The sequence below is a fragment of the Candidatus Methylopumilus planktonicus genome (assembly GCF_000981505.1).
Lineage (GTDB): Bacteria > Pseudomonadota > Gammaproteobacteria > Burkholderiales > Methylophilaceae > Methylopumilus > Methylopumilus planktonicus.
In genome coordinates this window covers 63,214-89,984 of the sequence record NZ_LN827929.1, presented here as the reverse complement: position 1 = coordinate 89,984, position 26,771 = coordinate 63,214, and the positions used below count along the sequence as shown (strand labels likewise).

The window sequence follows — 26,771 nt, the reverse complement described above, 5'->3', positions numbered from 1 at the left end:
CAATGCTAGAGCTATGCCAATGTCATAATTTGTTAACAATTATCGACTAAGATACTTATGTGCATCAAAAGTGCACATAATCAATACAACCCAAAAGGATAAAGAAATGAAAAAGTCAGTACGTTTAAGTCTTATTATTGTCGCTGCTGTTGCAGCAATATCAACTACGGTGGCTGCGTCCACATTCATTCAAAGCAATGAAAAACTCCACGAATTAGAACGCGCAGCACGCTTACAAAATTTAAGCGTCATTGCTATTAAAAATAACGATTTTGCACTTGCTTGCAAAGCTCAGACAGAAGCTGAGAAAGCCCTTTCGCACGCTAATCTTCGCTCAGAAGATGTGGTAGGCATGGTAAATAAATCAAGCGATGAAATCTGTTCAAAGGCTGCAAAAGTGATCGCTTCAAAATAATTGATTGCTTGTTTAATAGAAAACCCGCTTAAAAGCGGGTTTTCTATTTTCCCAAAAGCTTTCAGTCGCTTTGAGATTGCTGAACTTTCTTATATCATGCCTACCTAAGGGAGTATGTATGTAAACGAATACTTTTTAAATTTAACATAATCAAGAAGGAATCATAGATGGAAAACTCTGGCACTTTTAAAAACATCATCATTGCAATCTTAATCGCAGTAGCGGGTTACTTTTCATATAGCGCTTATAACGCGGAAGATCAATTGAGCTCACAAACTGCAGAAATTAAAAATTTAAATGGTCAAATTGCAACGCTTAACCAAAAAGTAACTGACTATGAAGAAGCTGACGCACAAAAGAAAGCTGTTATGTCTGAATTGGAAGCAAAAGTAGCGGCTCAAAGTCAAGACCTTGAAGATCTTAAAGCGCTTCTTGTAAAGTCTGTTAAACCTTCAAAAGTAAAAGAAGCACCTAAAGCTACGAAAAAGAAATAGTTTCGATCGTCACACTTAAGGCTTAGTGCCTTATGTGTGATTTTTTAAGTGCCACAAAATGTTTTATAAGACTTTTCTTCCTCTATAGGTGGCTCGCTAAATACTTTTGAGTCCTCGTAAGGTTTCAAAAGTGCTGCAATCAAATCATTTAAAAACTTGTAGTCCTGATCAGCCACTGCCAACGACAAAGCTTTCTCTACTAAATAATTACGCGGAATGACCGCAGGATTATGTTTTAACATCTTGAGTCTTGATGTCTCTTCACCTTCTTTTTGTTTTTGAATGCAATGGAGCCAATTTTTATACCATACTTTAAATGATGCATCTTTAAAAATAGTATCCTTTAAAATTGCATCGGATGAAAGATGTCTAAATGTAAGCGTATAGTCAGCTTTATTTTTTTGCATAAGCACTAATAATTCATTGATCAATTCAATGTCGCTTGCCTCTTCATTAAATAAACCTAGCTTTTGTCGCATACCTTTTAACCATGCTATTTGAAATTGGTCTGAAAAGTTATTAACAGACTGAGAAGCTAATTCAATTGACTTATCAGCATTATGATCTATAAGCGGAATTAAAGTCTCAGCAAATCTTGCTAGATTCCACTGCGCTATAGGTGGTTGATTCGAATATGCATAACGACCTTGACGATCAATGGAGCTGAATACAGTCTCAGGATGATAACGATCCATAAACGCGCAAGGCCCATAATCAATCGTTTCGCCACTGATGGACATATTATCTGTATTCATTACGCCATGAATAAAACCTACATGCATCCATTGACTAATAAGCAACGCTTGTCTTTCAATCACTGCATTTAAAAAAGCAAGGTAGGGATTGTCCTTTGCTTTACACTCAGGATAGTGGCGATCAATCGTGTAATCAGCGAGTGCTTTTAATTTATTAATATCATTTAATGTGGATGCGAATTGAAAAGTACCTACACGAATGTGACTTTTTGCTACACGCGTAAGTATTGCACCAGGCAACACTTCATCCCGCATAACACTCTCCCCTGTCGTCACTACTGCCAAACTTCTTGTGGTGGGAATATTCAGTGCACTCATCGCCTCACTTATAATGAACTCCCTTAACATAGGTCCTAATGCGGCGCGACCATCACCACGTCTAGAGTAAGGTGTTTGCCCAGATCCTTTAAATTGAATATCAAAATGATTCCCCTCCGGGTTAATGTGTTCGCCTAAGAGAACAGCCCGCCCATCGCCTAATAACGCAAAGTGTCCAAACTGATGTCCTGCATATGCTTCTGCAATGGGCTTTGCTTCCTCAGGAAGTGTGTTACCAGAAAAAATATTGCCCCAGGCATCTGGACTTAAGGCTTCTTTATCTAAACCTAAAGTCTTTAATAAAGGCTCGTTTAATAAAATAAGTTTTGGATTTGATACTTTTACTGGGAGTTGTTCGACAAAAAAGTCTTTGGGTAATTTTGTATAGCTATGATTAAAGTGCCAAGCTACCTTATTTGTCTTTTGGATATTCATTGCATGCACGATAGATTTAACAGGTTATTAGCTTACAGTTACTTACATGAAATTTCTAAACTGTAAGGCAAGCTTGCTGATTTATCTACAAGGCTATACCCATTTGAACATAGCTTTTCTGCTTTTGCATAACATGCATCCCAAAAAGCACAGTTAATAATATAAGTTTTGCTCGTATTAGATAGCTTACTCTGATTCGTATAGGTCATCATGCTGCAGCTTGAGAGTAAGACAAATAAAAATAATAGCGTGATATGTTTCATATATGTTTTTTTAAAAATTGTGTAATTCATTATAGTAAAAATTTGCAGATTCCCTAAAGGTTTATGAAACATAAGATAGAATTCGATATCAAGTTATATTAGGTTATGTGTGTTGCTAGAAAAATTAATTGGATTATTAGCTGTTTGGATTATGAGTGTTATATCCACTATGGGATATGGGGGTATCGTATTACTGATGGCGATTGAGTCAGCCTGCATTCCATTACCCTCCGAAATTATTATGCCTTTCGCAGGATATCTTGTTTTTAAAGGTGAGATGGTACTCTGGATAGTCGCCTTAATGGGTGCGCTAGGCTGTGTATTGGGCTCTATACCTGCTTACTATGTAGGAAAAACAGGTGGCAGACAGCTTGCTGAAAAATATGGCCGTTTCGTACTCATCTCTAAAAAAGATTTAAAGATGGCAGATGATTGGTTTAAAAATTATGGTGAAATCATTATTTTTTTAGGTCGCCTCCTTCCAGCGGTAAGAACTTTTATTGCACTTCCTGCAGGGATTGCGCGCATGAATATGACTAAGTTTATTATCTACACATTTGTCGGCTCATTTATTTGGTGCTGGGCACTCGCTTACACAGGCATGGTATTTGGTGAGCACTGGGACTCATTAAAAGTTTACTTTCACGAATTTCATTATGTGATTGCAGGTGGTGCAATCATTTTCATCATTTGGTATATCAGACGTCATTTTCAAAATAATTAAATGACATCTAATTATCATATCGGTATTGACTTAGGTGGCACTAAAATTGAAGTAGCTGTTTTAGACAGTCAGGACAAGATTGTTTTTCGGGAGCGATTACTTACAGAAGCCCATTTAGGAAGCGAGCATATCTTTAATCAAATTCATTCGCTCTATAAAAAAGCGCTCATATCTATTCAGAATAAAACACATTCACTAGGCTTAGGAACGCCTGGCTCGATCTCAAAGAAAACTCATCTACTTAAAAATTCTAATACGCTTTGCTTAAACAGCTTACCACTTCAATCTCTTCTTGAAGACAAGCTAGTACATGACATCGTGATTGAAAATGATGCTAATTGTTTTGCTCTTGCAGAAGCATTAATGGGAGCAGGTAAAGGATATCCCTCTGTGTTTGGCGTCATTATGGGAACAGGCTGTGGCGGTGGCATTGTATTTGATGGAAAAATTAGACAGGGGCCACAAAATATCGCAGGTGAATGGGGTCATATGGTGATCGATCCTCAAGGCTACCCTTGTTATTGCGGGGCAAATGGCTGTGTAGAAAGTTTTATCTCGGGGGGTGGTTTAGAAAAAAGAATTCAAGATAAAACAGGTAAGACACTCTCAGCGATTGATTTTTTTAATGCACCATCGAAAGACGAAGCCCTAAAAAATATTAAACAAGATTTTTATGCGCGCTTTGGTCAGGCCTTGGCTAATCTTATTAATATCTTAGACCCTGATATTGTTGTATTAGGTGGCGGTCTTTCTAATGAAAAAAGTTTATACAAGGAAGGTATTGATGAAGTTTATTCACGTATTTTTAATGACACGCCTTCAACGCCGATTGTTAAAAACATGCTGGGTGATTCAGCCGGTGTCATTGGTGCTGCTTTAATTGGTCGAGGACTTACTCAGTAATCGTTTTTTCTTTTTCAACTCTATAGTTACAATTTGGCAAATGATTTTCAAGTAATCCATTAATTTTTACCGTATCTATTTTGCAAAACTTACATTGATAAGCATGTAATGCATCACCTTGATGCTCTTGCGGATAATCAATATAAAATATTTGTCGTCCCATAATATAGATTATATTACTTGAAATTGCGTTTCATATAATAAGTTATTCCCATTTATCTTTTTCTTTTGATTCTTCGACAGTCTGCCATTGCATATTTGATGGAGCATCTATGCCACCTCGCTTTAAAGGAATGACGTGATCAATAATATAACCGGGACAAGCCCCAAAAGGTTTACCTGTTGATGGACATGGTTGCATTTTTTTAAAAGCTTTCTTGCCTTCTAGACTTCTTTTGATGCGCCCATGTTTATCTCGTTCACAGTTCACACAGTAATCTGAATGAACTGCAAAAAGTAACCCGCTAAAGAAAAGTGTAATTAAAAAAAATAAAAATTTCTGCATAAGTCTAGAATCACGACGTTTTAAGTATAATTCTGATAGATGATACAACAGCTCTCTCTTGAATGGCTTAATTCTGAATCGCAAATACCACAGGCGCTCTGGGATAGTTGTTTTCCAGCACCGAACGAAGGTCAGTGGTGGTATAGATCACTCGAGTGTGCACACCTAGAAGAGCAATTCACTTTTACCTATGGTCTAATTTCTTTGAATGGAGAGCCAGTTGCCATCGCCCCTGCTTTCGTCAAGGATGTGCCCATTGAGCTTGTGATGCCTCCGATGATTTTGCTAATCGCAAAGCTAATCAGCAAAATCCTCCCGTCTTTCTTATATCAACGTACTTTTTTTATTGGCAGCGTCGGCTCTGATGAGGGGCATATCGGGATTGATCCAAAAATTTTAAAAGCTCAGAAAGTGACACAGGATGATATTTTTCTCTGTGTCCAGGAGGCTGCTGAAAAACAAGCGCAAAAATACAAAGCAGCTATGTTAGTTTGGAAAGACTTTCCAAATATATACCACCAAACACTTGCCACCATTTCCAAATCTAAAAAATTATTCCCGCTTATAAGTTTTCCGTCGGCACTTGTAAAACTAGAAGGGGGAAATACTGAAGATTATATAAACTCTCTCAAATCGTCTAGAAGAGACCAATTTCTAAAAAAGTTAAAGAAAGCACTTCCAGCTCCTTTGGATGTCAGCATAGTTCATCTGCCTGACAATCAAACCCTTCATCAGCTTTACCGACTATTCTCAAGAACTTATTCAAAAGGTAAAACTAAATTTGAAGAGCTAACACCCGAATTCTTTGAATTTATTTCTCGCGAAAAAGAAGCGCACTTTATTGTCTTAAGACACCAGTCTTCTCATGAAATTGTAGCTTTTATGCTTTGTTTTGATCTTAAAGGACATGTGATTAATAAATTTATTGGCATTGATTATGATGCCCCTAGAGATTGGTTTATCTATTTTCGCTTATGGATTGAAGCTGTTAATTGGTCATATAAAATTGGCGCTAAAACAATTCAAAGTGGCCAAACAGCTTATCCTGCTAAAATCGAAACGGGTCATGAACTCATTCATCTTACAAATTACTGTAAGCACCGAAATCGCTTTATGCATGAAATATATAAAAAAGTATCGAGATTGGTCAATTGGGATACGCTTGATCCAGACTTGGCAGTTTATTTAAAGGCCTATCCTGAAGAAAAGCCTGGTATTCAATTAATAAAAGAAGGAGAAATTTAATGTGGATTTTATTTAAACTTTTAATCACGTCAGGTATGGTTGTTTTTATTTCTGAAGTGGCTAAGAAAAGTGATCGTTTAGGTGGGCTCATCGCAGCGCTCCCTCTTGTGACAGTGCTAACTTTAATTTGGCTATATTTAGAAAAACAGCCGGAATCTAAAATTGCAAATCATGCTTGGTATACTTTTTGGTATGTCATACCTACGTTACCCATGTTCCTAGTATTTCCTTTTTTACTTAAACGATTTGGTTTTTGGCCAACACTTGGCATATCTGTTGTCATTACTTTAGTTACATTTTATATTTTTGCAAAAATTCTAAAGCCTTATGGCATCGAACTCTTATAATTCACTATGAACTTTATTTTTAAATCTGTTTTCATGGCGTTTCATTTACTTCTCGCACTAATTCTTTGTATCGCGATGATTGTTCTTCCAAAAAATATCCATCATCTTCTTATTCAATACTGGGCGAAACGTCTCCTACGTATTTTAAAGATTAAAATTACACTCAATGGCGAAGCTTTAAAGCTTCTAAGTAAAGATAGTTATCTTATCGTTTCAAATCATATTTCATGGCTAGATATTCCTGTGATCTTTTCATTAAAGCCTGTCACATTCGTATCAGCATCGGATGTCAAAACATGGCCTATTATTGGGATGCTGGCTAAAATTTCAGGTGCCATTTTTGTTGACCGTAATCGTAAATCAAATTTACCTGATGTCATCCAAGCGATGAACCATCACTTTTTAAATGAAAAACAGTCAATATGTATTTTCCCTGAAGGTATTACGTCAAACGGATACCAAGTGCTTCCTTTTAAGAGCAGCTTATTTCAATCAGCCTTTGAGTCTGACAAATTACTTTTACCTCTCTCAATCAAATATAAGGAAAATAAAGTTCTTACAAACCGCACGAGCTTTCATGGTTCAACGACTTTACTTCAATCCTTTAAGCGAGTGGCTAAATCCAATCAGATTGAGGTCATTTTACATATTGGGCATCCGGTCAAGCCTTCACAATCAAGAAAAGACCTGTCGCTAAAACTTCAAGAAGCTATTGCACTCAAAATAAACTAAGCACCCTTTTATATCGCTCTCATCTCGATGTTATAATGAGTGCATCTTAGATTATTCAATTTAAACATCATGTTAAAACTCACTGCTATTTACGCCGCTATTCTTACCTTTGTATACGTTAAATTAGCATTAAACGTCATTAACCTAAGACGCCAAAATGAAGTGTCTTTAGGTGATGGTGGTCGAGAAGACTTGCAACAAGCGATTCGTTCGCACGGAAACTTTGCGGAATATGTTCCTTTAGGTCTTATTCTCTTAGGATGCCTTGAAGCCAACCATATTCATTGGACGATTGTTTTACTTTTAGGTGGTTTATTTACTGCGGGCCGACTTTACTATGCAAAAGCTTTTCTGGAAGCAACGCCTAATATGGAACTTAGAGTGAAAGGGATGAAATTCACGCTCTGGGGACTTCAAGCGCTAGCTGCAACAAATGTAATTGCGCTGATCATTCAAAAAATTCTTTAATATTTCAGCTGTTATCCTCATGAGTGCTTTTATGACCATTGATGCCGCAACCTTACACAGCATGTTCAAGCAAGATGATTTAGTTTTAATTGATGTAAGAAATGATGATGAAGTTGCAAGAGGCGTTATTCAAGGTGCGCAACATATCCCGCTTTCAAGCCTTCCTCAAGCTTTCGGTAAACTTTCCAAAAAATCTAGTATTGTTTTTTATTGCCATAGCGGCATTCGCTCAGCCCACGCAGCATCTTATTTAGCTGAACATGATTATCATGACGTGTATAACTTAGCGGGCGGTATTATTGCTTGGGCAAATGCCGGCTTCACTTTCTCAGCACTTAAATAATATGCATTATGATTATGAAGTTGACGCAACAGGACTTAAATGTCCACTTCCGATCTTGCGATGTAAAAAAGGTTTGAATGAAATTAAATCTGATGAGGTCTTAAAAATTATTGCCACAGACCCTGGAAGCAAAAAAGATTTTGATGCATTTTGTCGCCAGACAGGACATGAACTTTTATCTCTTCAAGACGAAAATGGCGTCATTACTTTCTTTATCAAGAAACGCCGTTTAAGCTAACTTTTTTAGTTGTTCATAAAGCTTTTCAAAGCTCTCTAAGAACTCTTCTAAGCGTTTTTTTTCTAGTGCTACCACTGCCTCAGGGGCTCTATCTATAAAGCTGGCATTTTCTAGCTTACCTTTAGCTTTTTGGATTTCAATTTGAATGCGATTAAGTTCTTTTGTAATTCTTTCTTTTTCTTCTGCAGCATCTACTTCAACCTTAAGCATTAATTTAAAGTCTTTCACTAACATCACTGGCGCATCGATTGCTGGAAGTTCTTCCACAATTTCAACATCAGTTAATTTAGCAAGTGCTTTAAGATAGGGGGCATAGAGCTCAAGTGACTTTTTGTTTCCTGCGATCACAAGTGGAATTTTTTGTGCTGAGGAAATATTCATTTCGCCGCGAAGTTTTCGGCACACATCTACCATCTCTTTCAAAGTAGACATCCATTGAATACTTTCTCGGTCAATTTTTTTGCTGTCACTTTGAGGATAGGGCTCTAGCATAATCGAAGGGCCTTTTTTTCCATTCATAGGGCCGATCGTTTGCCAAATTTCTTCGGTAATAAAAGGCATCACTGGATGTATTAATCGCAAAATAATCTCGAGAACGCGTAAAAGTGTTCGCCGTGTCGCCCTTTGCTCTCCTTCACTTCCCATTTGCAATTGAACTTTAGCAACTTCAAGATACCAATCACAAAATTCATCCCAAACAAATTGGTAAAGTTCTTGTGACAATAAATCAAATCGGTAATCTAAAAATGCTTTTTCAATAGCCACTTCTCTCTCTTGCAATTCGCTCACAATCCAACGATCAGCTTTTGAAAATTCAAGATAACCTTCTACGCATTCTCCAAAACCATTTTCTTTACCTTCGCAGTTCATAAGAACAAAACGTGTCGCATTCCATAATTTATTGCAGAAATTTCGATAGCCTTCGCAACGTTGAAGATCAAATTTGATGTCACGTCCAGGACTCGCTAAGCTTGAATAAGTAAAGCGTAAGGCGTCTGTGCCAAAAGCGGCGATACCTTCTGGAAATTCTTTGCGTGTTTTTTTAGTGATTGATTCGGCTTGTTTTGGATTCATAAGTCCGGTTGTTCTTTTTTCAATAAGCGCTTCAAGAGAAATGCCTTCGATCAAATCGATAGGATCTAAGACATTTCCTTTTGACTTACTCATCTTCTGGCCTTCTGCATCACGAATGAGTCCATGCACATAAACATGCTTAAATGGAATCTTTCCAGTAATGTGTTTAGTCATCATGACCATTCGAGCGACCCAGAAAAAGATAATATCAAAACCTGTCACTAATACCGTCGAGGGTAAATAGAGATCGAGAGCTGGGTTAGACACCTTTGGATAATCAGGGGTCCAATCAAGGGTTGAGAAAGGCCATAGCGCTGATGAGTACCAAGTATCTAGAACATCTGGATCACGCTTTAAACTTCCCTGATAGCCATCTTTTAAGGCTAAGGCTTTTACTTCTTCCTCACTGTGCGCAACCCAGACCTGACCTTCATCACCATACCAAGCTGGGATTTGATGGCCCCACCAAAGCTGCCTTGAAATACACCAATCTTGAATGTTGTTCAGCCACTGGTTATAAGTATTCACCCAGTTATCTGGAAAGAATTTAATTTCACCCGTCTTCACAACATCAAGGGCTTTTTCTGTAATACTTTTTCCATCATGGCCTTTTTTAGTCATGGCCACAAACCACTGATCAGTGAGCATTGGTTCTATCACCACATCTGTTCGATCCCCTCGTGGAATTTTAAGTTTGTGTTTTTCAGTTTTTACAAGAAATCCTTGGAGCTCTAAATCTTCTAAAATTTTTTTACGTGCAGCAAATCGATCTAGCCCTTGATAGGCCTTAGGTGCTGCCTCGTTAATATGTCCATCGAGCGTCAACACACTTATCATAGGTAGCTTATGTCGCAACCCTACAGCATAGTCATTGAAGTCATGTGCGGGCGTTACTTTTACAACACCTGTCCCAAATGTTTGATCAACATAATCATCTGCGATGATTGGAATTTCACGATCACATAAAGGAAGTTTTACCATTTGGCCAACAAGTTTTAAATATCGTGCATCTTCAGGATGAACCATAATCGCAACGTCACCCAGCATTGTTTCAGGTCGAGTGGTAGCAACAGTTAAATGGTCATCACCAGATGCGAGTGGGTATTGAATATGCCACAAGAATCCATCCTCTTCTTCTTGCACTACTTCTAAATCAGATACAGCTGTCTGTAATTGAATGTCCCAATTTACTAAACGTTTACCGCGATAAATCAGTCCTTCTTTAAATAAACTGACAAATGTTTCTGTCACCGTTTTTGATAAACCTTCATCCATCGTGAAACGTTCGCGAGACCAATCAGGTGAAGTGCCAAGTCTGCGCATCTGCTCTGTGATCGTGCCGCCTGAGAAGGCTTTCCACTCCCATACTTTTTCTAAAAACTTTTCTCGTCCAAGGTTATGTCTTGAAATACCTTCTTTATCCAGCTGTCTTTCAACAACGATTTGTGTTGCAATGCCTGCATGATCGGTACCGGGCTGCCATAACGTGTTGTCGCCCTTCATACGGTGATAGCGTGTTAATGCATCCATAAGTGTTTGATTGAATCCATGCCCCATATGCAAGGTTCCTGTGACGTTGGGTGGCGGCAATAAAATACAAAATGAGTTTTTTTGCTTAGTGTCTAAGCCTGCTTGGTAAAAGCCTTTTGATTCCCAAAAATCATACCAATGACTTTCAATATCTTTTGGGCTAAAAGGTTTAGAGAGATTATTTTCCATGAATAAAGCACATAGAGGATTTGTTAAAGATTCATTTTAACATAGGGATAAGTGATATCAGGCCTCAGGGCAGATGTCTGCCATAAAAAATCACTTAGAACAAACAGCGCAAGATGGATCTTTTTTAAGTTGAATATTTTTCCATTGCATCGATTTCACATCAAGCAATAATAAGCGCCCCTCTAAAGACTCGCCTATGCCTAAAATAATCTTCATGACTTCGGCAGCTTGAGCAGTGCCTATCATGCCGACTGTGGGTGAAAAAACACCATTATCAGCACAGCGCGTTTCACTGCGGTCGCCTGTATCTGGAAATAGACAGTGATAACAAGGACTCTTATCATGTCTCATATCAAAAACACTAATCTGACCTTCATAACCCACGGCAGCACCTGAAACTAGTGGCTTCTTTAATGACACTGCGATTCGATTAAGCGCATAGCGCGTCGTAAAATTATCTGAGCCATCAATAATGACATCTACATCTTTTGCAATGACTTTCATGCTTGCTTCAGTTTGTTTTTCTGTCACAGCAATCACTTCTACATCTGGATTAAGTAATTGAATAAACTGTTTTGCAGAAGAGGCTTTATTAATGCTAACTGATTGTGTGTCATGAATGATTTGTCTTTGTAGATTACTTAAATCTACATCATCAAAATCACATATCGTCATTTTTCCAACACCCGCAGCTGCACAATAGATTGCAATGGGTGAGCCTAAACCACCTGCACCTACAATGAGAATATGACTATTAAGAAGTTTTTCTTGTCCCTGATATTCAATATCAGGCAATAAGATATGACGGCTATATCGAAGAAGTTGCTGATCGTCCATGAATGCATTAAACATTAATTAAAGTTGAAATGACTATATCGTCAATTAACTCTTGATTCAATGCATTTAAAACTGGGGTGGCTGATGGGGCTCGAACCCACGACAACAGGAATCACAATCCTGGACTCTACCAACTGAGCTACAGCCACCAATGAACTAGAAATTGGCCTGCCCGACAGGAATTGAACCTGTAACCCCCAACTTAGAAGGTTGGTGCTCTATCCAGTTGAGCTACGGGCAGCTTAACAACACAAAGCGTGTTACAGAAAATCCTTTTTTTCTATAATAAGTAAGATGCTAAATCTGGTCGGGGTGGAGAGATTCGAACTCCCGACATCCTGCTCCCAAAGCAGGCGCGCTACCAGACTACGCTACACCCCGAGGGCGAGAATATAGCCTAATTAAGGGCTGAGGTCAAATGAAGCCGCCATCTTAGACCTCGGCATTTCTTCTATTTACGCTGGTTTAGCGGCTTTTTTATGGCCTAATTTACCTTTTTTACCCTTACATGCATTAAGCTCTTCTTTAGACAATGTACCATCACGGTCTTTATCCATAAGATCAAAATCCTCTTTGCAAACAACCTTTGCTTCTTCACGATCAAGGGTTCCATCACGATCTTTATCGGCTTCTTCAAATGATTTTTTTGTATGCATTTTACAATGCTCACCCTTATCATGATGGTCTGCAAAAATAGGTGGATTTAAACCAAAAATTAATCCTAGTGAAATTATTACCCAAACACTTTTCTTCATGATCTTAAAGCTCCTCTTAAAAAAATAATTTATATTAATCATACTCTTTGATGCTTCTTCTTACAAAAGATTCACCAAGTATGGAACAAATTTAAAATTCAATATGTTAAGATAATTTTTTATTGATGGATCAATTCATGTCAGCCAAGATAATTGATGGTAAAGCGATTGCTGAAAATCTTCTTCAAGATCTCAAAAAAGAAATTGATGTGAGATCAAAAAAAGGTATTCGCAATCCCAGTTTAGCGGTCGTTCTTACAGGCTCTAATCCTGCGTCGTCCATCTATGTCAAAAATAAACGTTTGGCCTGTGAAAAAATTGGCGTCAAGTCGATTGCTTATGACTTACCTAATGAAACTTCTGAAAAAGAACTTTTAACACTTATTGAAACATTAAATAATGATACAAGTATTGATGGCATCTTAGTTCAGTCGCCTTTACCTTCACACATTAATAATGACGTCATTTTTGAAAATATTTCACCACTTAAAGATGTCGATGGATTTCATCCTAAAAATATTGGCCTTTTAGCAATAAAGCAGCCCCAATTAAGGTCTTGCACTCCCTATGGTGTCATGAAGCTTATTAAAGCCACCCAGCTTGCAATCCAAGGGCTTGATGCAATCGTGGTTGGTTCATCAAATCATGTTGGCCGCCCTATGGCCTTAGAGCTTCTTTTAGGGGGCTGCACTGTCACTATATGTAATCGCTATACCCAAAAACTCCAACAAAAAATTGAATTGGCGGACATTGTTGTGGCAGCGGCTGGCATACCAGATATGATTAAAGGAAGCTGGATTAAACCTGGAGCCATTGCAATTGATATTGGTATCAACAGGCTTGAGAGCGGAAAAATAATAGGTGATATTGAATTTGATATCGCAAAAACAAGGGCTGGTTTTATTACTCCTGTGCCAGGGGGCGTGGGACCTATGACGGTTGCAACATTAATGGAAAATACGCTTCTCGCACAAAAGCTATCCACCCAATAAATAGTCGTAAATTACGTCAATTACATCTTGCTTTCATAGTCGATCAGTGTAAACTTTCGCGATTATTTGCATTTGTTTTTACTTTAGGATTAAAAAATGGCAGTTAAAAAAGTAGCTAAAAAAGTCGTGGCAAAGAAAAAAGCTCCAGTTAAAAAAGTTGTAGCTAAGAAAAAACCAGCGCCTAAAAAAGTCGTGGCAAAGAAAAAAGCTCCAGTTAAAAAAGTTGTAGCTAAGAAAAAACCAGCGCCTAAAAAAGTTGTGGCAAAGAAAAAGCCGACTCCTAAAAAGGTTGTCGCTAAAAAAGTCGTGGCAAAGAAAAAAGCTCCGGTTAAAAAAGTTGTAGCTAAGAAAAAACCAGCGCCTAAAATGGTTGTAGTTAAAAAAGTTGCATCTAAGAAACCTGTCCCTGCAAAAATTGTCCCTCTTAAAGTTAAAAGCTCATCTCAAAAGGGTCTAAAACAATTTAGATCTTATGAAGCTAAAAAAGGTGAGGGCTACATGAGTAAAAGCCAGCTTAATCATTTCCGCAGCATTCTTAATGAATGGAAAACAGAATTAAGTCATGATATGGATCGCACAGTACATACCATGCAAGATGAGCTGACCTCACATGCAGATCCTAACGATCGTGCAAGCCAGGAATCGGATATGGCGCTTGAACTTAGAAATCGTGACCGTGAACGCAAACTTATCAAAAAAATAGATGAGACTTTAAGAAATATCGAAAGCCAAGATTATGGATACTGCACAGGCTGTGGCGAAGAAATTGGTCTAAAACGTTTAGAGGCTCGTCCCACTGCAACACTATGTATTGATTGCAAAACACTTGATGAGATCCGCGAAAAACAAATGGCAGGTTAATTGATTTTTTTAAATAAAAAAACCCGGGATCTCCCGGGTTTTTTGTTGTCTTAAATTAATCTAAAACAATTAGTCTGCTTTCTTGCTTTCTACTTTTTCTTCAGCAGCCGGAGGCTCAATCAGTGCTTTTGCACTTACACGAACACGACCCTTGTCATCCACTTCAATTACTTGTACTTTAACTTTTTGTCCTTCAGACAAGAAGTCAGTCACCGCATTCACACGTTGATGAGCAATTTGTGAAATATGAAGTAAGCCATCTTTACCAGGAAGAAGAGATACAATTGCGCCAAAATCTAACATCTTAATCACAGTACCTTCGTAGATTTGACCTACTTCAATTTCTGCTGTGATTTCTAAAATACGACGCTTCGCTTCTTCACCTTGAAGACCATCCACACAAGCAATCTTAATAGTACCGTCATCTTCGATATCAATCGTAGCACCGGTTTCTTCAGTTAAGGCTTTTATCACCGATCCACCTTTACCGATCACCTCGCGAATTTTATCTGGGTGAATTTTCACAGTAATAATTCTTGGTGCAAATGTAGATAGCTCTTGACGGCTACCTTTCATTTCTTTTTTCATGATTGCTAAAATATGTTCACGTCCCTCTTTAGCTTGGCTCAATGCCACTTGCATAATTTCAGTGGTGATACCTGTAATTTTAATATCCATTTGAAGCGCTGTAATACCATCTTCAGTACCTGCCACTTTAAAATCCATATCACCTAAATGATCTTCATCACCTAAGATATCTGTCAAAACAGCAACACGATTGCCTTCTTTAATAAGACCCATCGCAATACCTGCCACGTGAGCTTTGATTGGGACACCAGCGTCCATCAATGCTAAACAACCGCCACATACAGATGCCATAGAGCTTGAACCATTTGATTCTGTAATTTCAGAAACTAAACGCATCGTATAGCTAAAATCTTCTTTAGAAGGTAGGACAGCAAGCAATGCACGCTTTGCTAATCGACCATGACCAATTTCACGACGCTTAGGTGTGCCCACACGTCCTGTTTCACCTGTTGCATAAGGAGGCATATTGTAATGAAGCATGAAGCGGTCTGAATACTCACCTTGAAGTGCATCAATCGTTTGCTCATCGCGACCTGTGCCTAATGTAGCAACTACAAGTGCTTGCGTTTCACCACGTGTGAAAAGTGCTGAACCGTGAGTTCTAGGAAGAACACTTGATCTAATCGCAATCGGTCTGACTGTGCGAGTATCTCGTCCGTCGATACGTGGCTCTCCATCTAAAATTTGTGTACGCACTGTTTTTGCTTCTAAATTAAAAAATTCATTTTTAATTTTATTAGTTTCGGTAGTATCTGTATCTTCAGTAATAAGCTCTGCGAATACTTTATTTTTAATTTCATCTAGCTTAGCTGAGCGCTCGCCTTTTGATTTAATTTGAAATGCAGCGTGAACATCTTTTGCTGCTAAATCATGAATCTTTTTAATGAGTGCTTTATCAGGTTCAGGGGCAACCCAATCCCATGGCTCTTTGCCAACTTCTTTAGCTAATTCATTAATCATTTTGATCACAGCTTGCATTTCTTTATGGCCATGAAGCACAGCGCCTAACATAACGCTTTCAGGTAATTCCTTTGCTTCTGATTCAACCATTAATACAGCCGAGTCTGTTGCCGCAACAACAAGATCAAGTTCACTTTCTTTTAATTGTGATGCTGTTGGATTAGTCACATACTCTTCGTTAATATATCCCACGCGCGCAGCACCAATTGGTCCATAGAAAGGGATACCTGAAATAGCTAATGCTGCTGAAGCGCCAATGATTGCTGGAATATCAGAATCAATTTCACTATCAGATGACACGACCATTGCCACGATTTGAATTTCGTTGTAAAAACTTTCTGGGAATAAAGGACGTAATGGACGATCAATTAAACGTGAAGTCAGTGTCTCTTTTTCGCTTGGACGTGCTTCTCGTTTGAAAAAACCGCCAGGAATTTTACCTGCAGCATATGTTTTTTCCTGATAATCAACTGTGAGGGGGAAAAAATCTTGTCCTGCTTTAACATCATGTCTGCCTACGACTGTTACTAATACCGCTGTATCACCATAACTTACCAATACTGCACCATCTGCTTGTCTTGCTATCTCGCCTGTTTCCAGTGTTAAGGTGTGTGCACCAAATTGAATACTCTTCTTAATTGCTTTAAACATAATTTACCCTTTTCTTTTTTCATCCGTTATTCACTTCTTAATAACGAATACATTAACTAACATTTAACATCCAATAAAAAAGCCGAGGCATCTTCCTTTTTAAGAAGGGTTGCAATCGGCTTCAAAACTTACGAATCAAAAATTTCTTAAACTAATTAATTTAAATAGTTAAAAAAATTATTTACGTAAACCTAGACGCTCAATCAATGATTGATAGCGACCTAAACTCTTACCTTTAAGGTAATCCAATAATTTTCTGCGTTGACTTACAAGTGCTAAAAGTCCACGACGTGAGTGATGGTCTTTTGCATTGGTTTTGAAATGATCTGTTAAATAACCAATACGACTTGTGATAAGTGCAACTTGCACTTCTGGGGATCCTGTATCGTTCTTTGCCTGTTGATATTCACTTACAACTTTGGCTCTTTCAGCTGCTGTTGATGCCATTTAATCTTCTCTCCTCATTCAGTCCGCGTATTTTAATTGTATTCTTTTGATTTAACAATATGTTTTTTATAATATATTTGCTATTAAGCGCTTAGGAAGCAGGTGTCCTTGAAGGTCGGGCTGGCCCACCCCTAAAAACTTACCTGAAGCGCTATATAAGCGTAATTCTTCTTCATTTTTACTAATAAAATCAATGCTTTGCCCTTTTTTAATCGCTTCTGTTTCAGTCGAAGTCAGCTCAATCGAGGATAGCCCTTCTAATAATGCATCGATAGGCAAAAGTATTTTTTCTCGAGATGCGACGGCTATAGCTTCGAGAGCTTCGATTGAGAGGGCATCTGACAACTGAAAATTGCCCGTTTGGGTTCTTTCTAAGCCCTTTAAGTAAGCGCCACACCCTAGTGCTTCCCCAATATCTTCTGCCAAAGTACGAATATAAGTCCCCTTGCTGCAGAAAACTTCAATTGTCGTGACACTGCCTTCAACTTTTATAAGCTTGATGTCATAGATGGTAATTTGTCTAGATTTGCGTTCAATTTCAATCCCTTTTCTTGCATATTCATAGAGGGGCTTGCCTTCAAATTTCAATGCGGAATACATCGGGGGTATTTGTGTAATATCGCCTATAAATTTTTGCAGCGTTTCTTTTAATTGGACTTCATTGAAAACAACCTCTTTTTCTGAAATCACCTCACCTTCTTGATCGCCTGTCGTAGTGGTCACGCCGAATTGAATTGTTGCGATATAAGTTTTGTTAGCATTAAGAAGACGGTGTGAAAATTTTGTAGCCTCACCTAAGCAAATAGGAAGAAGCCCTGAGGCCATAGGGTCAAGCGTGCCTGTGTGTCCTGCTTTTTTTGCATTAAATAACCATTGGATTTTTTTTAAGGCTTGATTGGATGAAAATCCAAGTGGCTTATTGAGTAAAAAAACGCCATCAATCTCGCGCTTCGTAGACTTCTTTTGCATGAAAATAAATTACTGAGGAGGTAGTGCGTCTTTAATGAGTTGTGAAATCTTCATCCCCTCATCAATCGACGTATCATACACAAAATGAAGTTGTGGGATGCCGCGTGTCGCCATACGTTTTGATAATTGCGCACGTAAATATCCTGTCGAGCGATCTAGGCCTTGCATGATTAAAGGGTCATTTGTAGGAGAAGTAAAATATATTTTAGCGTGGAGTAAGTCAGGGGTGACTTGAACTTCAGTGATCGTTAACATTCCCACAGCAGGATCTTTGAGTTCTGATTGAATAAGCTCTGCGAGTTCTCGCTTTATTTGTTCTGAAATGCGATCACTTCTCGCATAAGAGCGATTCACCATGGTTAAAGCTTACGCGCGATCTCAACGACTTCAAACACTTCGAGCATGTCGCCCACTTCAATTTCATTGAAGTTTTTAATAGAGAGTCCGCACTCGAAATTATTTTTAACTTCTTTCACATCATCTTTGAAGCGTTTTAATGAATCAAGTTCGCCTGAATGAATGACGACATTGTCTCTTAAGATTCGCACCATTGAACTTCTTCTAATCACACCGTCTTGAACATAACAACCCGCAATGGAGCCTATTTTAGAAATTTTAAATACTTCACGAATTTCAACCATGCCGATGATGCTTTCTTTTTGCTCAGGTGATAACAATCCACCAAGGGCTGCTTTCACTTGATCAACAGCTTCGTAAATAATACTGTAATAGTGCACATCGACTTCAAGTGAATCTATCAATTTACGCGCACCTGCTTCCGCTCTTACATTAAATGCAATGAGAATGGCTTTCGAGGCGCTCGCTAAGTTCACATCAGATTCAGTCACAGCACCAACGCCTATATGAATGACATTCACTTTAACTTCGTCGGTAGATAATTTTTGTAATGATGTAGATAACGCTTCACAAGAACCTTGAACATCAGATTTAATTATGAGTGGTAAAACTTTTACGTTACCCTCAGCCATTTGATCAAATATATTTGCAAGTTTTGCAGCTTGTTGTTTTGCTAATTTCACATCTCTAAATTTACCTTGACGGAATAGAGCAATTTCACGGGCTTTACGTTCGTCATTTAATACAACGACTTCTTCGCCTGCGTTCGGCACATCTGCTAAACCTAATACTTCAACAGGCATAGAAGGTCCTGCTTCTTTAATTTCTTTGCCGGTTTCATCAAGCATCGCACGAATGCGACCAAAAGCTGATCCCGCTAATAATGTATCGCCGCGTTTTAAAGTACCTGACTGAATAAGAACAGTGGCTACAGGACCTCGGCCTTTATCTAGACGGCCTTCAATAACAATACCCTTGGCAGGCGTATTTTTAGGCGCTTTTAATTCAAGCACTTCGGCTTGAAGCAGCACTGATTCAAGGAGTTTATCGATACCTTGTCCTGATTTTGCTGAAACTTCCACAAACATGGTGTCACCACCAAAATCTTCAGGCACCACTTCTTGCGCTACAAGCTCCATTTTTACGCGCTCAGGAGAGGCGTCAGGTTTATCAATTTTATTAATCGCAACCACAAGAGGCACATTGGCTGCTTTTGCATGATGAATTGCTTCAATCGTTTGTGGCATCACACCGTCATCTGCTGCCACTACTAAAATCACAATATCAGTAGCCTTAGCGCCGCGAGCTCGCATTGCAGTGAAAGCCTCATGGCCTGGAGTATCTAAAAAAGTCACCATGCCGCGCGGTGTTTCTACATGGTATGCACCAATATGTTGTGTAATGCCGCCTGCTTCACCAGAGGCCACGCGTGTGGTTCTAATATAATCAAGCAATGAAGTTTTACCGTGATCCACGTGACCCATTACAGTGACCACTGGCGGTCGTGTTTCTAATATAGCTTCTATGCTTGAATCTTGCTCGATTAGCGCGTCAGGATCATCATCTAAAGCCGCAACGGGCGTATGTCCCATTTCACCTACTACAATCATTCCAGTGTCTTGATCTAAAATTTGATTAATGGTGACCATCATGCCCATATTCATAAGCACTTTAATGACCTCAGTGGCCTTCACTGACATCTTATGTGCTAAGTCAGCAACCGAAATTGTTTCAGGCACATGAATGTCTCGAATAATCAGTTCAGTAGGTGCTACAAAAGTTGACTCTTCATTCTCTTCGCGAGATTTTGATCTTGATTTAGGTGAGCGCCATCCTGAAGAAGCACTGGAGTCGCCACGTCCTTTGAGTGTACGTTTTTTAAATTCACGATCGGACCAATCTTTTTCACTCTTATCTACTTGCTTTTCTTTAGTTTCAACTTTAACACCTGCTTTAGAAGCAGGACGATGAAGTGTGCCTTCACTTAATTTAGCTGCCGGCGCTTCATTTACTTTCGCAACTACTTCTTGTTTTTTTCTAACATCTTCGGCTTGAACTGCTGCAAGTGCTGCATGTCGCTTAGCTTCGTCTTCTCTAATTGATAATTGATCTTCGCCAAGCACGTGTGTTTTTGATTGAGTTTTAGCAACTGTTTCAACAGGTTTAGATTCCACAATAGGGGTATCGACCGGTTGTCCATCTTCTCGTCTTACGAGTACACGTTTTTTGCGCACCTCAACTTGAATGGTGCGAGCACGTCCTGTGCTATCCGTTTTTTTAATCTCTTTATTTTGTTTGTGCGTTAAAGTGATTTTGTTTTTTGGTACTTGAGTTTGGCCATGCTCTTTACGAAGATATTCGAGAAGTGCTGATTTATCTATTTCGCTTAAAGAATCTTCTGCTACTGATTTATTCACGCCAGCGCTTTTAAGCTGTTCGATTAATAAATCAACAGGCAATCCTAATTCTTCAGCAAATTTAGTGACGGTTGATTGTCCCATTTAGTACCTCATAATATTCATCGTAGGGTGAATGTACCTTTAAACAAACCAAGGCGCTCTAGCAGTCATGATTAACTGTTTCGCACGCTCTTCATCCATTGAAGTCATTTCAACCAATTCATCTACAGCAAGATCTGCAAGATCATCCATTTTCGAAATACCTTTTGAAGCAAGAAGGTTAGCCGTAGCGTCATCCATGCCTTCCATTGTGAGAAGGTCTTCTGCCGCTTCTTCAACTTTTTCTTCTTTTGCAATCGCTTCAGTGAGAAGAGCTGCACGTGCGCGCGAACGAAGTTCATTCACCGTGTCTTCATCGAACGCTTCGATCTCTAACATCTCTTGCAATGGCACATAAGCAATTTCTTCTAGCGTGCTAAATCCTTCTTGCACAAGAATGTCGGCCACATCTTCGTCCACATCAAGTTTCGCCATGAATAATTGGCTCGTACTTGCATATTCTTCTTCATTTTTCTTAGAGGACTCTTCTTCTGTCAGAATATTAATATTCCAACCTGTGAGCTCGGAGGCAAGGCGAACGTTTTGTCCATTTCGCCCAATTGCTTGCGCTAAATTTTCTTCATTCACTACAACATCCATACTGTGTTTTTCTTCATCGACCACAATGCTTGAAACTTCAGCCGGTGCCATCGCATTGATCACAAACTGTGCTGGCTCCATGGACCATAAAACAATATCGACACGCTCTCCTGCAAGTTCACCTGTCACTGCTTGAACCCTTGATCCTCGCATACCTACACATGTGCCTACTGGATCAATTCTTTGATCGTTTGCTTTCACAGCAATTTTTGAACGCAACCCTGGGTCACGTGATGCCGATTTAATTTCTAGCAGGCCTTCTTCAATTTCTGGTACTTCAAGTTCAAATAAACGCACAAGAAATTCAGGTGCTGTTCTAGATAAAATAAGCTGTGGTCCGCGATGACTTCTTTCAACGTTTGTCAGATAGGCTCTTACACGATCGCCAATACGTAAATTTTCTTTAGGAATCATTTGATCGCGGGGAAGGACCGCTTCAATACGACCCACTTCAATGATCCCATTGCCGCGATCCATGCGTTTGATTACACCGGTGACTAATTTTTCATTGCGGCCCAAGAAATCTTCTAAAATTTGTTCTCTTTCAGCTTCGCGTACTTTTTGTAAGATGACTTGTTTTGCAGCTTGTGCGCCGATACGTCCAAATTCAATCGACTCCAAAGGCACTTCAATCGTATCGTTTTCAACCTTGCCTTCAGCGCGAGGATCTAGAAGAGAAATTTGAGCGTGTTCATTCTCAATGAGCTCATCATTTAAAAAAGTCCAACGTCTAAAAGATTTATATTCACCTGTGTCACGATCAATTTCAACGCGCACATCAATATCTTCTGTATTTTTTTTCTTTGTAGCTGAAGCCAAGGCTGACTCAAGAGCCTCAAAGACCACATCTTTGTTCACATTTTTTTCATGGGCTAAAGCATCTACTAACAATAAAATCTCGCGACTCATCTCAATCTCCGCAACTCATTTTCTAACGTTTAAATTCTGGGCTCAATCGAGCTTTATCAATATTTGATAAAGCGAAGCGATAGAGCTCACCCTCGCACAACAAAAGGACAGTATCTTTTTCTGTCCCATCAATCGTGCCTAAAAAATTTTTACGCGCATCTAAAGGCATTCTTAACTTCACAGAAGCCCGCTCACCTTTAAAGCGTTCAAAATCAGCTAATTTCTTTAACACGCGATCCATACCAGGGGATGAAACCTCTAGTCGGTCGTAATCTAAATCCTGCTCTACGGTAAGAACGTGGCCTAAATGGTTGCTCACTAAAGTGCAATCATCAATCGTCACTGAATCAGGCTTATCAATATAAACACGCAAAAGCTTTCCTCGATTTGAAATCTCCAAATCTGCCAACTCATAGCCGAGTTGCTGTACGGTTTTTTCAATTAATGTTTCAAGCTTTTCCATCTTACAAGGCTGATTTCCTAAAATTCCCCAAGTTGCAGAAACAAAAAATGGGCTTAAAGCCCATCAATATTTTCACGCCGAATTATACCAATAAATTCAGATAATTGAAATCAAAAGTTCATTCAAAATCAATATGATCCTTCACATTAAAGAACTTTAATCTTTGCGAATTTTCGCTTGCCCACCTGGGCCACAAATTCACTATTTTTAGAAATCATTTTTTTACCATCTTCAAGACGCTCTCCATCAATTTTTATGCCGCCGCCCTCGATGAGGCGCATGGCTTCAGATGTGCTCGCCACAAGCGAGGCTTCTTTAAGAAGCTGCAAAATGCCAATTGTATCAGCTTGAATCGTGATATTTACTTCAGGGATATTGTCTGGAATACCTCCTTTAGAGCGCGTCTCAAAATTTTCTAACGCCTCAATAGCAGCCTCTTTTGAATGAAAGCGCGCCACAATTTCTTGGGCAAAAATGACTTTAATGTCGCGAGGATTTTGACCTGCTTTGACCTGCGCTTTCCAGCCTGCAATCTCATCCATGGATGCAAAAGAAAGTAGCTCAATATATCGCCACATTAATTCATCTGAAACTGACATAATTTTTGCAAATATGATTTCAGGTGCTTCATTAATCCCTATGTAATTGCCCAAGGATTTAGACATTTTTTGTACCCCATCCAAACCTTCGAGAAGCGGCATGGTAATGACACACTGGGGAGATTGACCTGATTGCTTTTGTAACTCGCGACCCATTAATAAATTAAATTTTTGATCAGTACCACCTAATTCCACGTCTGCTTTCAATGCCACCGAGTCATAACCCTGAAGAAGGGGATATAGAAATTCATGAATAGCGATGGGCTGATTGGCTTTATATCTTTTACTAAAATCATCGCGCTCTAACATACGAGCTACTGTATGGCTTGCAGCTAATTTAAGCATGCCTGCCGCACCTAAATCAGTCAGCCATTTTGAATTAAAAACAACCTCGGTTTGGTCGCGCTTTAATATTTTAAAAACTTGATCGGCATAGCTCTCAGCATTTTTTTTCACTTCATCTTGAGATAAAGGGGGGCGTGTTGCACTTTTGCCAGTGGGGTCGCCAATCATGCCCGTAAAGTCGCCAATTAAAAATAAAACATGATGGCCTAAGTCCTGAAACTGTCTTAGTTTATTTAATAAAACAGTATGGCCTAAATGAAGATCAGGTGCTGTAGGATCAAAGCCGGCCTTAACTCTTAAAGGCTTACCTTTTTTAAGTTTTTCGAGAAGCTCTTCTTCTAGAAGAATTTCTTCGGCGCCTCGTTTGATGAGTGCTAACGCTTGATTGATTTCAGTAGCCACAAATATTTCCGATGGTTTTATTGAAGTTTAATAATTGCAATCATTTTAGCCTAAATTATTTTACCAATATGGAAAATAGCGGAAATAAACCATTTACAATCCTACACATGAATGAATTATTTATAGGTCTTATGTCTGGCACCAGCCTTGATGGGATGGATGCTGTGCTTGTTAATTTTGGTGATTCGCCTCAAGACATCAAAATTATGGGTCATAGTTATGTCCCCTACGAAGATACATTGAAAAAAAGTCTTTTAGGACTTCATTTACCGTATACCAATGAGCTCGAAGATAGCCTCATCGCAGGTAATATATTGAGCCAAAAAGCCTATCAAGCTATTGAAGCTTTACTTAAAAAAACAGGCACTACACCCAAAGACGTCAAAGCGATTGGGTTTCATGGACAAACCATTCGACATCAGCCACAAAAAGGCTTCACCTTGCAAATTGGAAATCCTGCGCTCTTAGCTGAGCTTTCTTATATCAATGTGATTGCTGATTTTCGCAGTCGTGATGTTGCAGCTGGCGGACAAGGCGCTCCCTTAGTGCCTGCATTTCATAAAGAAATTTTTTCACACCCAACAACGCATCGTGCGATTGTAAATATTGGTGGGATTGCCAACATCACCCTATTAAATCCCGAAACTTCAGTATCAGGCTTTGATAGTGGGCCTGGCAATCTTTTATTAGATCACTGGAGTCAAAAGCACCTTCGTAAAGCATTCGATGAGGATGGTTCTTGGGCTAAGGAAGGCGAGCTTATTCAAACGCTTCTTGATGCATTTTTTAAAGATTCTTATTTTGAAAAAACTGCGCCCAAAAGCACAGGTCGCGATCACTTTAATGAAGCTTGGCTCAACAAACACTTACAAAAATCTTACCCCACTCATGATATCCAAAGAACGCTATTGGAACTCACCGCATTAAGTATTTCAAAAGCGATAGGTACTCATAACGCAAATATCATAGAAATTTATTTGTGTGGTGGTGGCGCTTTAAATAGTTTTTTAGTTGAGCGATTAAAATCATTAATGCCTCAAATAAAAATCCAGCTCACCGATGCCCTTGGCATGCCGACACAACATGTGGAAGCTGCTGCATTTGCATGGCTTGCAAAACAAACACTATTTTTAAAAGCGGGTAACTTACCTCAAGTCACTGGCGCTAAAGGCTTGCGTATTTTAGGTGCAATATATCCCGCCTAAAGATAGCGCTAGCAAAAGTGTTATGAGAAGTTATAATTCATTTAATAATTAATTTTATTTTTCAAAAATGAAATCAACTAAAGTCACATTAAACTTCGATCAAGAATCAACATCCATAGAATTGCCTTTGGTAAAAAGTACCATGGGTAATGATGCGATTGATATTCGCCAATTAGGGACTCATCAAATCTTTAGTTATGACCCTGGTTTTATGTCGACGGCTTCGTGTAGCTCTGAAATCACTTTTATTGATGGCGACAAAGGTCTTTTACTTTATCGTGGCTACCCTATTGAACAGCTTGCAGAACATTATGACTTCTTAGATGTGGCCTATCTCTTGATGCATGGTGAATTACCAAAACCACAAGAAAAAGAAACATTTTCGACTACCATTACTCGCCATACAATGCTCCACGATCAGCTCAATAATATTTTTCGTGGGTTTAGACGTGATGCTCACCCTATGGCTGTTATGGTAGGTGTCGTAGGCTCTATGTCTGCGTTCTATAACGATAGTATGGATGTCTCAGACGCCCAACATCGTTTAATCGCAGCACACCAATTATTAGCAAAGGTTCCTACGATAGCAGCTTGGAGTTTCAAATATCGATCAGGGCAACCATTTACCTACCCACAAAATCATTTAAATTATGCTGAGAATTTTATGCATATGATGTTTGCAACGCCATGTGAAGAATACAAAATTAACCCTGTACTCGCTAAAGCTTTTGAGCGTATTTTAATTCTTCATGCAGACCATGAACAAAATGCATCAACTTCTACAGTAAGACTCGCGGGCTCTTCAGGGGCAAACCCTTTTGCATGTATCGCTGCAGGCATTGCATCTCTTTGGGGTCCAGCGCACGGCGGTGCAAACGAAGCTACTTTGAAAATGCTCGAAGAAATTGAAGATGAAAGTCGTATTGGTGCATTTATCAAACGCGCAAAAGATAAAGATGATTCATTCCGTATGATGGGCTTTGGTCATCGTATTTATCGCAACAAAGATCCACGTGCAGAAATTATGCGCAAGACCTGCCATGAAGTTCTCAATGAACTTGGTTTAAAAGATGATCCTATTTTTAAACTTGCGATGAAGTTAGAACAAATTGCACTCGAGGATGAATACTTCATTGAGAAAAAACTTTATCCCAATGTGGATTTCTATTCTGGCATTGTGATGCGAGCTATGGGGATTCCTAATTCAATGTTTACTGCCGTATTTGCACTTGCAAGAACAGCTGGCTGGGTCGCTCAATGGAATGAAATGGTAGGTCAGCCTGGCAATAAAATTGGCAGGCCACGCCAAGTTTACACAGGTAAACCTCGACGCGACGTTCCTAAAAATAATTAGC

Annotated in this window: 29 protein-coding genes and 3 tRNA genes; 14 read left to right on the top strand and 18 right to left on the bottom strand. The window is 39.0% G+C overall.

Translation table 11 applies throughout. The features are described from left to right. The first annotated feature begins 106 nt into the window (after window positions 1–106). Entirely contained in the window at window positions 107–415 is a 309-nt protein-coding gene (locus BN1208_RS00435; protein ID WP_046486689.1) for a hypothetical protein, read from the top strand. 167 nt (window positions 416–582) lie between these two features. Beyond that, a complete protein-coding gene (locus tag BN1208_RS00430; RefSeq protein WP_046486688.1) occupies window positions 583–909 on the top strand; it encodes a hypothetical protein in 327 nt (108 codons plus the stop codon). Window positions 910–953: 44 nt separating this feature from the next. Here BN1208_RS00430 and BN1208_RS00425 read toward each other — a convergent pair whose 3' ends face one another. Both BN1208_RS00425 and BN1208_RS00420 read right to left on the bottom strand, forming a co-directional pair. Next, the gene (locus tag BN1208_RS00425) at window positions 954–2,417 is read right to left on the bottom strand and encodes a protein adenylyltransferase SelO (protein ID WP_046486687.1); all 1,464 of its coding nucleotides are present in this window, start codon (window positions 2,415–2,417) and stop codon (window positions 954–956) included. A 38-nt stretch (window positions 2,418–2,455) separates the two neighbouring features. Then, window positions 2,456–2,710, bottom strand: coding sequence for a hypothetical protein (locus BN1208_RS00420; protein ID WP_046486685.1), 255 nt, complete (start codon window positions 2,708–2,710; stop codon window positions 2,456–2,458). 82 nt (window positions 2,711–2,792) lie between these two features. Between BN1208_RS00420 and BN1208_RS00415 the strand changes: the two genes are divergently transcribed. Both BN1208_RS00415 and BN1208_RS00410 read left to right on the top strand, forming a co-directional pair. Then, the gene (locus BN1208_RS00415) at window positions 2,793–3,404 is read left to right on the top strand and encodes a DedA family protein (protein WP_046486684.1); all 612 of its coding nucleotides are present in this window, start codon (window positions 2,793–2,795) and stop codon (window positions 3,402–3,404) included. Next, on the top strand, window positions 3,405–4,307 hold the full coding sequence (locus BN1208_RS00410; protein ID WP_046486683.1) for an ROK family protein: 903 nt from the start codon (window positions 3,405–3,407) through the stop codon (window positions 4,305–4,307). It begins immediately after the preceding gene. Here the strand turns inward: BN1208_RS00410 and BN1208_RS07255 are convergent. Both BN1208_RS07255 and BN1208_RS07340 read right to left on the bottom strand, forming a co-directional pair. Continuing rightward, window positions 4,297–4,470 (bottom strand): hypothetical protein, encoded by a 174-nt coding sequence (locus tag BN1208_RS07255; protein ID WP_156157758.1) that lies wholly within the window; start codon window positions 4,468–4,470, stop codon window positions 4,297–4,299. The genes BN1208_RS00410 and BN1208_RS07255 overlap by 11 nt on opposite strands. Before the next feature lie 42 nt (window positions 4,471–4,512). Next, window positions 4,513–4,812, bottom strand: coding sequence for an HNH endonuclease signature motif containing protein (locus tag BN1208_RS07340; protein WP_156157757.1), 300 nt, complete (start codon window positions 4,810–4,812; stop codon window positions 4,513–4,515). Window positions 4,813–4,851: 39 nt separating this feature from the next. Between BN1208_RS07340 and BN1208_RS00400 the strand changes: the two genes are divergently transcribed. The 6 genes from BN1208_RS00400 to BN1208_RS00375 all read left to right on the top strand — a co-directional run bounded on the left by BN1208_RS00400 (window position 4,852) and on the right by BN1208_RS00375 (window position 8,185). Then, entirely contained in the window at window positions 4,852–6,057 is a 1,206-nt protein-coding gene (locus tag BN1208_RS00400; protein WP_046486681.1) for a GNAT family N-acetyltransferase, read from the top strand. Continuing rightward, the gene (locus tag BN1208_RS00395; RefSeq protein ID WP_046486678.1) at window positions 6,057–6,404 is read left to right on the top strand and encodes a DUF3147 family protein; all 348 of its coding nucleotides are present in this window, start codon (window positions 6,057–6,059) and stop codon (window positions 6,402–6,404) included. The genes BN1208_RS00400 and BN1208_RS00395 overlap by 1 nt, the downstream gene beginning before the upstream one ends. A gap of 6 nt (window positions 6,405–6,410) precedes the next feature. Then, window positions 6,411–7,136, top strand: coding sequence for a lysophospholipid acyltransferase family protein (locus tag BN1208_RS00390; protein ID WP_046486676.1), 726 nt, complete (start codon window positions 6,411–6,413; stop codon window positions 7,134–7,136). Between the two features lie 69 nt (window positions 7,137–7,205). Beyond that, window positions 7,206–7,604: an MAPEG family protein gene (locus BN1208_RS00385; RefSeq protein WP_046486674.1), complete on the top strand. Its 399-nt coding sequence runs from the start codon at window positions 7,206–7,208 to the stop codon at window positions 7,602–7,604. Between the two features lie 19 nt (window positions 7,605–7,623). Beyond that, window positions 7,624–7,947 (top strand): rhodanese-like domain-containing protein, encoded by a 324-nt coding sequence (locus BN1208_RS00380; RefSeq protein WP_046486673.1) that lies wholly within the window; start codon window positions 7,624–7,626, stop codon window positions 7,945–7,947. A 1-nt stretch (window position 7,948) separates the two neighbouring features. Further along, a complete protein-coding gene (locus BN1208_RS00375; RefSeq protein WP_046486671.1) occupies window positions 7,949–8,185 on the top strand; it encodes a sulfurtransferase TusA family protein in 237 nt (78 codons plus the stop codon). On the opposite strand, the gene BN1208_RS00370 is transcribed toward BN1208_RS00375, so the two are convergent. From BN1208_RS00370 to BN1208_RS00345, 6 genes are all read right to left on the bottom strand, one after another. Next, entirely contained in the window at window positions 8,177–10,978 is a 2,802-nt protein-coding gene (locus tag BN1208_RS00370; protein WP_046486669.1) for a valine--tRNA ligase, read from the bottom strand. The genes BN1208_RS00375 and BN1208_RS00370 overlap by 9 nt on opposite strands. Before the next feature lie 90 nt (window positions 10,979–11,068). Continuing rightward, window positions 11,069–11,815 carry a HesA/MoeB/ThiF family protein gene (locus BN1208_RS00365; protein ID WP_046489134.1) on the bottom strand — a complete coding sequence of 249 codons (747 nt, stop codon included), beginning with the start codon at window positions 11,813–11,815 and terminating at the stop codon, window positions 11,069–11,071. 73 nt (window positions 11,816–11,888) lie between these two features. Further along, window positions 11,889–11,964 (bottom strand) — tRNA-His (locus BN1208_RS00360). Window positions 11,965–11,979: 15 nt separating this feature from the next. Continuing rightward, window positions 11,980–12,056 (bottom strand) — tRNA-Arg (locus BN1208_RS00355). Window positions 12,057–12,119: 63 nt separating this feature from the next. Further along, window positions 12,120–12,196, bottom strand: a tRNA-Pro gene (locus tag BN1208_RS00350). A 74-nt stretch (window positions 12,197–12,270) separates the two neighbouring features. Further along, window positions 12,271–12,570, bottom strand: coding sequence for an EF-hand domain-containing protein (locus BN1208_RS00345; RefSeq protein WP_046486667.1), 300 nt, complete (start codon window positions 12,568–12,570; stop codon window positions 12,271–12,273). A gap of 137 nt (window positions 12,571–12,707) precedes the next feature. On the opposite strand from BN1208_RS00345, the gene folD reads away from it, so the two are divergent. Then, window positions 12,708–13,562, top strand: coding sequence for a bifunctional methylenetetrahydrofolate dehydrogenase/methenyltetrahydrofolate cyclohydrolase FolD (gene folD, locus BN1208_RS00340; RefSeq protein ID WP_046489133.1), 855 nt, complete (start codon window positions 12,708–12,710; stop codon window positions 13,560–13,562). 498 nt (window positions 13,563–14,060) lie between these two features. Further along, a complete protein-coding gene (gene dksA / locus BN1208_RS07435; RefSeq protein WP_046489132.1) occupies window positions 14,061–14,423 on the top strand; it encodes an RNA polymerase-binding protein DksA in 363 nt (120 codons plus the stop codon). A gap of 69 nt (window positions 14,424–14,492) precedes the next feature. On the opposite strand, the gene pnp is transcribed toward dksA, so the two are convergent. The 8 genes from pnp to tyrS form a co-directional block, all read right to left on the bottom strand. Next, complete coding sequence (pnp, locus tag BN1208_RS00330; RefSeq protein WP_046486666.1) at window positions 14,493–16,622, bottom strand: polyribonucleotide nucleotidyltransferase; 2,130 nt, start codon at window positions 16,620–16,622, stop codon at window positions 14,493–14,495. Between the two features lie 177 nt (window positions 16,623–16,799). Then, window positions 16,800–17,069, bottom strand: coding sequence for a 30S ribosomal protein S15 (rpsO, locus tag BN1208_RS00325; RefSeq protein ID WP_046486665.1), 270 nt, complete (start codon window positions 17,067–17,069; stop codon window positions 16,800–16,802). Between the two features lie 66 nt (window positions 17,070–17,135). Beyond that, window positions 17,136–18,038 (bottom strand): tRNA pseudouridine(55) synthase TruB, encoded by a 903-nt coding sequence (truB, locus tag BN1208_RS00320; protein ID WP_046486663.1) that lies wholly within the window; start codon window positions 18,036–18,038, stop codon window positions 17,136–17,138. Between the two features lie 9 nt (window positions 18,039–18,047). After that, window positions 18,048–18,395 carry a 30S ribosome-binding factor RbfA gene (gene rbfA / locus BN1208_RS00315; RefSeq protein WP_317615392.1) on the bottom strand — a complete coding sequence of 116 codons (348 nt, stop codon included), beginning with the start codon at window positions 18,393–18,395 and terminating at the stop codon, window positions 18,048–18,050. A gap of 2 nt (window positions 18,396–18,397) precedes the next feature. Further along, window positions 18,398–20,896 carry a translation initiation factor IF-2 gene (infB, locus tag BN1208_RS00310; protein ID WP_046486662.1) on the bottom strand — a complete coding sequence of 833 codons (2,499 nt, stop codon included), beginning with the start codon at window positions 20,894–20,896 and terminating at the stop codon, window positions 18,398–18,400. A 39-nt stretch (window positions 20,897–20,935) separates the two neighbouring features. Beyond that, window positions 20,936–22,402 carry a transcription termination factor NusA gene (nusA, locus tag BN1208_RS00305; protein WP_046486660.1) on the bottom strand — a complete coding sequence of 489 codons (1,467 nt, stop codon included), beginning with the start codon at window positions 22,400–22,402 and terminating at the stop codon, window positions 20,936–20,938. A gap of 22 nt (window positions 22,403–22,424) precedes the next feature. Continuing rightward, entirely contained in the window at window positions 22,425–22,865 is a 441-nt protein-coding gene (gene rimP / locus BN1208_RS00300) for a ribosome maturation factor RimP (RefSeq protein ID WP_046486659.1), read from the bottom strand. A 146-nt stretch (window positions 22,866–23,011) separates the two neighbouring features. Further along, window positions 23,012–24,211 (bottom strand): tyrosine--tRNA ligase, encoded by a 1,200-nt coding sequence (gene tyrS / locus BN1208_RS00295; protein WP_156157755.1) that lies wholly within the window; start codon window positions 24,209–24,211, stop codon window positions 23,012–23,014. Between the two features lie 107 nt (window positions 24,212–24,318). On the opposite strand from tyrS, the gene BN1208_RS00290 reads away from it, so the two are divergent. Further along, window positions 24,319–25,416: an anhydro-N-acetylmuramic acid kinase gene (locus tag BN1208_RS00290; RefSeq protein WP_046489131.1), complete on the top strand. Its 1,098-nt coding sequence runs from the start codon at window positions 24,319–24,321 to the stop codon at window positions 25,414–25,416. A gap of 67 nt (window positions 25,417–25,483) precedes the next feature. Continuing rightward, window positions 25,484–26,770, top strand: coding sequence for a citrate synthase (gene gltA / locus BN1208_RS00285; RefSeq protein ID WP_046486657.1), 1,287 nt, complete (start codon window positions 25,484–25,486; stop codon window positions 26,768–26,770). Window position 26,771: the final 1 nt, after the last annotated feature.

Excerpts from the sequence above, each read along its gene's own strand:
- BN1208_RS00435 (WP_046486689.1), top strand. The coding sequence starts at position 107 with ATGAAAAAGTCAGTACGTTTAAGTCTTATTATTGTCGCTGCTGTTGCA.
- BN1208_RS00430 (WP_046486688.1), top strand. The coding sequence starts at position 583 with ATGGAAAACTCTGGCACTTTTAAAAACATCATCATTGCAATCTTAATC.
- BN1208_RS00425 (WP_046486687.1), bottom strand. The coding sequence starts at position 2,417 with ATGAATATCCAAAAGACAAATAAGGTAGCTTGGCACTTTAATCATAGC.
- BN1208_RS00420 (WP_046486685.1), bottom strand. The coding sequence starts at position 2,710 with ATGAATTACACAATTTTTAAAAAAACATATATGAAACATATCACGCTA.
- BN1208_RS00410 (WP_046486683.1), top strand. The coding sequence starts at position 3,405 with ATGACATCTAATTATCATATCGGTATTGACTTAGGTGGCACTAAAATT.
- BN1208_RS07255 (WP_156157758.1), bottom strand. The coding sequence starts at position 4,470 with ATGGGACGACAAATATTTTATATTGATTATCCGCAAGAGCATCAAGGT.
- BN1208_RS07340 (WP_156157757.1), bottom strand. The coding sequence starts at position 4,812 with ATGCAGAAATTTTTATTTTTTTTAATTACACTTTTCTTTAGCGGGTTA.
- BN1208_RS00400 (WP_046486681.1), top strand. The coding sequence starts at position 4,852 with ATGATACAACAGCTCTCTCTTGAATGGCTTAATTCTGAATCGCAAATA.
- BN1208_RS00395 (WP_046486678.1), top strand. The coding sequence starts at position 6,057 with ATGTGGATTTTATTTAAACTTTTAATCACGTCAGGTATGGTTGTTTTT.
- BN1208_RS00390 (WP_046486676.1), top strand. The coding sequence starts at position 6,411 with ATGAACTTTATTTTTAAATCTGTTTTCATGGCGTTTCATTTACTTCTC.
- BN1208_RS00385 (WP_046486674.1), top strand. The coding sequence starts at position 7,206 with ATGTTAAAACTCACTGCTATTTACGCCGCTATTCTTACCTTTGTATAC.
- BN1208_RS00380 (WP_046486673.1), top strand. The coding sequence starts at position 7,624 with ATGAGTGCTTTTATGACCATTGATGCCGCAACCTTACACAGCATGTTC.
- BN1208_RS00375 (WP_046486671.1), top strand. The coding sequence starts at position 7,949 with ATGCATTATGATTATGAAGTTGACGCAACAGGACTTAAATGTCCACTT.
- BN1208_RS00370 (WP_046486669.1), bottom strand. The coding sequence starts at position 10,978 with ATGGAAAATAATCTCTCTAAACCTTTTAGCCCAAAAGATATTGAAAGT.
- BN1208_RS00365 (WP_046489134.1), bottom strand. The coding sequence starts at position 11,815 with ATGGACGATCAGCAACTTCTTCGATATAGCCGTCATATCTTATTGCCT.
- BN1208_RS00345 (WP_046486667.1), bottom strand. The coding sequence starts at position 12,570 with ATGAAGAAAAGTGTTTGGGTAATAATTTCACTAGGATTAATTTTTGGT.
- folD (WP_046489133.1), top strand. The coding sequence starts at position 12,708 with ATGTCAGCCAAGATAATTGATGGTAAAGCGATTGCTGAAAATCTTCTT.
- dksA (WP_046489132.1), top strand. The coding sequence starts at position 14,061 with ATGAGTAAAAGCCAGCTTAATCATTTCCGCAGCATTCTTAATGAATGG.
- pnp (WP_046486666.1), bottom strand. The coding sequence starts at position 16,622 with ATGTTTAAAGCAATTAAGAAGAGTATTCAATTTGGTGCACACACCTTA.
- rpsO (WP_046486665.1), bottom strand. The coding sequence starts at position 17,069 with ATGGCATCAACAGCAGCTGAAAGAGCCAAAGTTGTAAGTGAATATCAA.
- truB (WP_046486663.1), bottom strand. The coding sequence starts at position 18,038 with ATGCAAAAGAAGTCTACGAAGCGCGAGATTGATGGCGTTTTTTTACTC.
- rbfA (WP_317615392.1), bottom strand. The coding sequence starts at position 18,395 with ATGGTGAATCGCTCTTATGCGAGAAGTGATCGCATTTCAGAACAAATA.
- infB (WP_046486662.1), bottom strand. The coding sequence starts at position 20,896 with ATGGGACAATCAACCGTCACTAAATTTGCTGAAGAATTAGGATTGCCT.
- nusA (WP_046486660.1), bottom strand. The coding sequence starts at position 22,402 with ATGAGTCGCGAGATTTTATTGTTAGTAGATGCTTTAGCCCATGAAAAA.
- rimP (WP_046486659.1), bottom strand. The coding sequence starts at position 22,865 with ATGGAAAAGCTTGAAACATTAATTGAAAAAACCGTACAGCAACTCGGC.
- BN1208_RS00290 (WP_046489131.1), top strand. The coding sequence starts at position 24,319 with ATGAATGAATTATTTATAGGTCTTATGTCTGGCACCAGCCTTGATGGG.
- gltA (WP_046486657.1), top strand. The coding sequence starts at position 25,484 with ATGAAATCAACTAAAGTCACATTAAACTTCGATCAAGAATCAACATCC.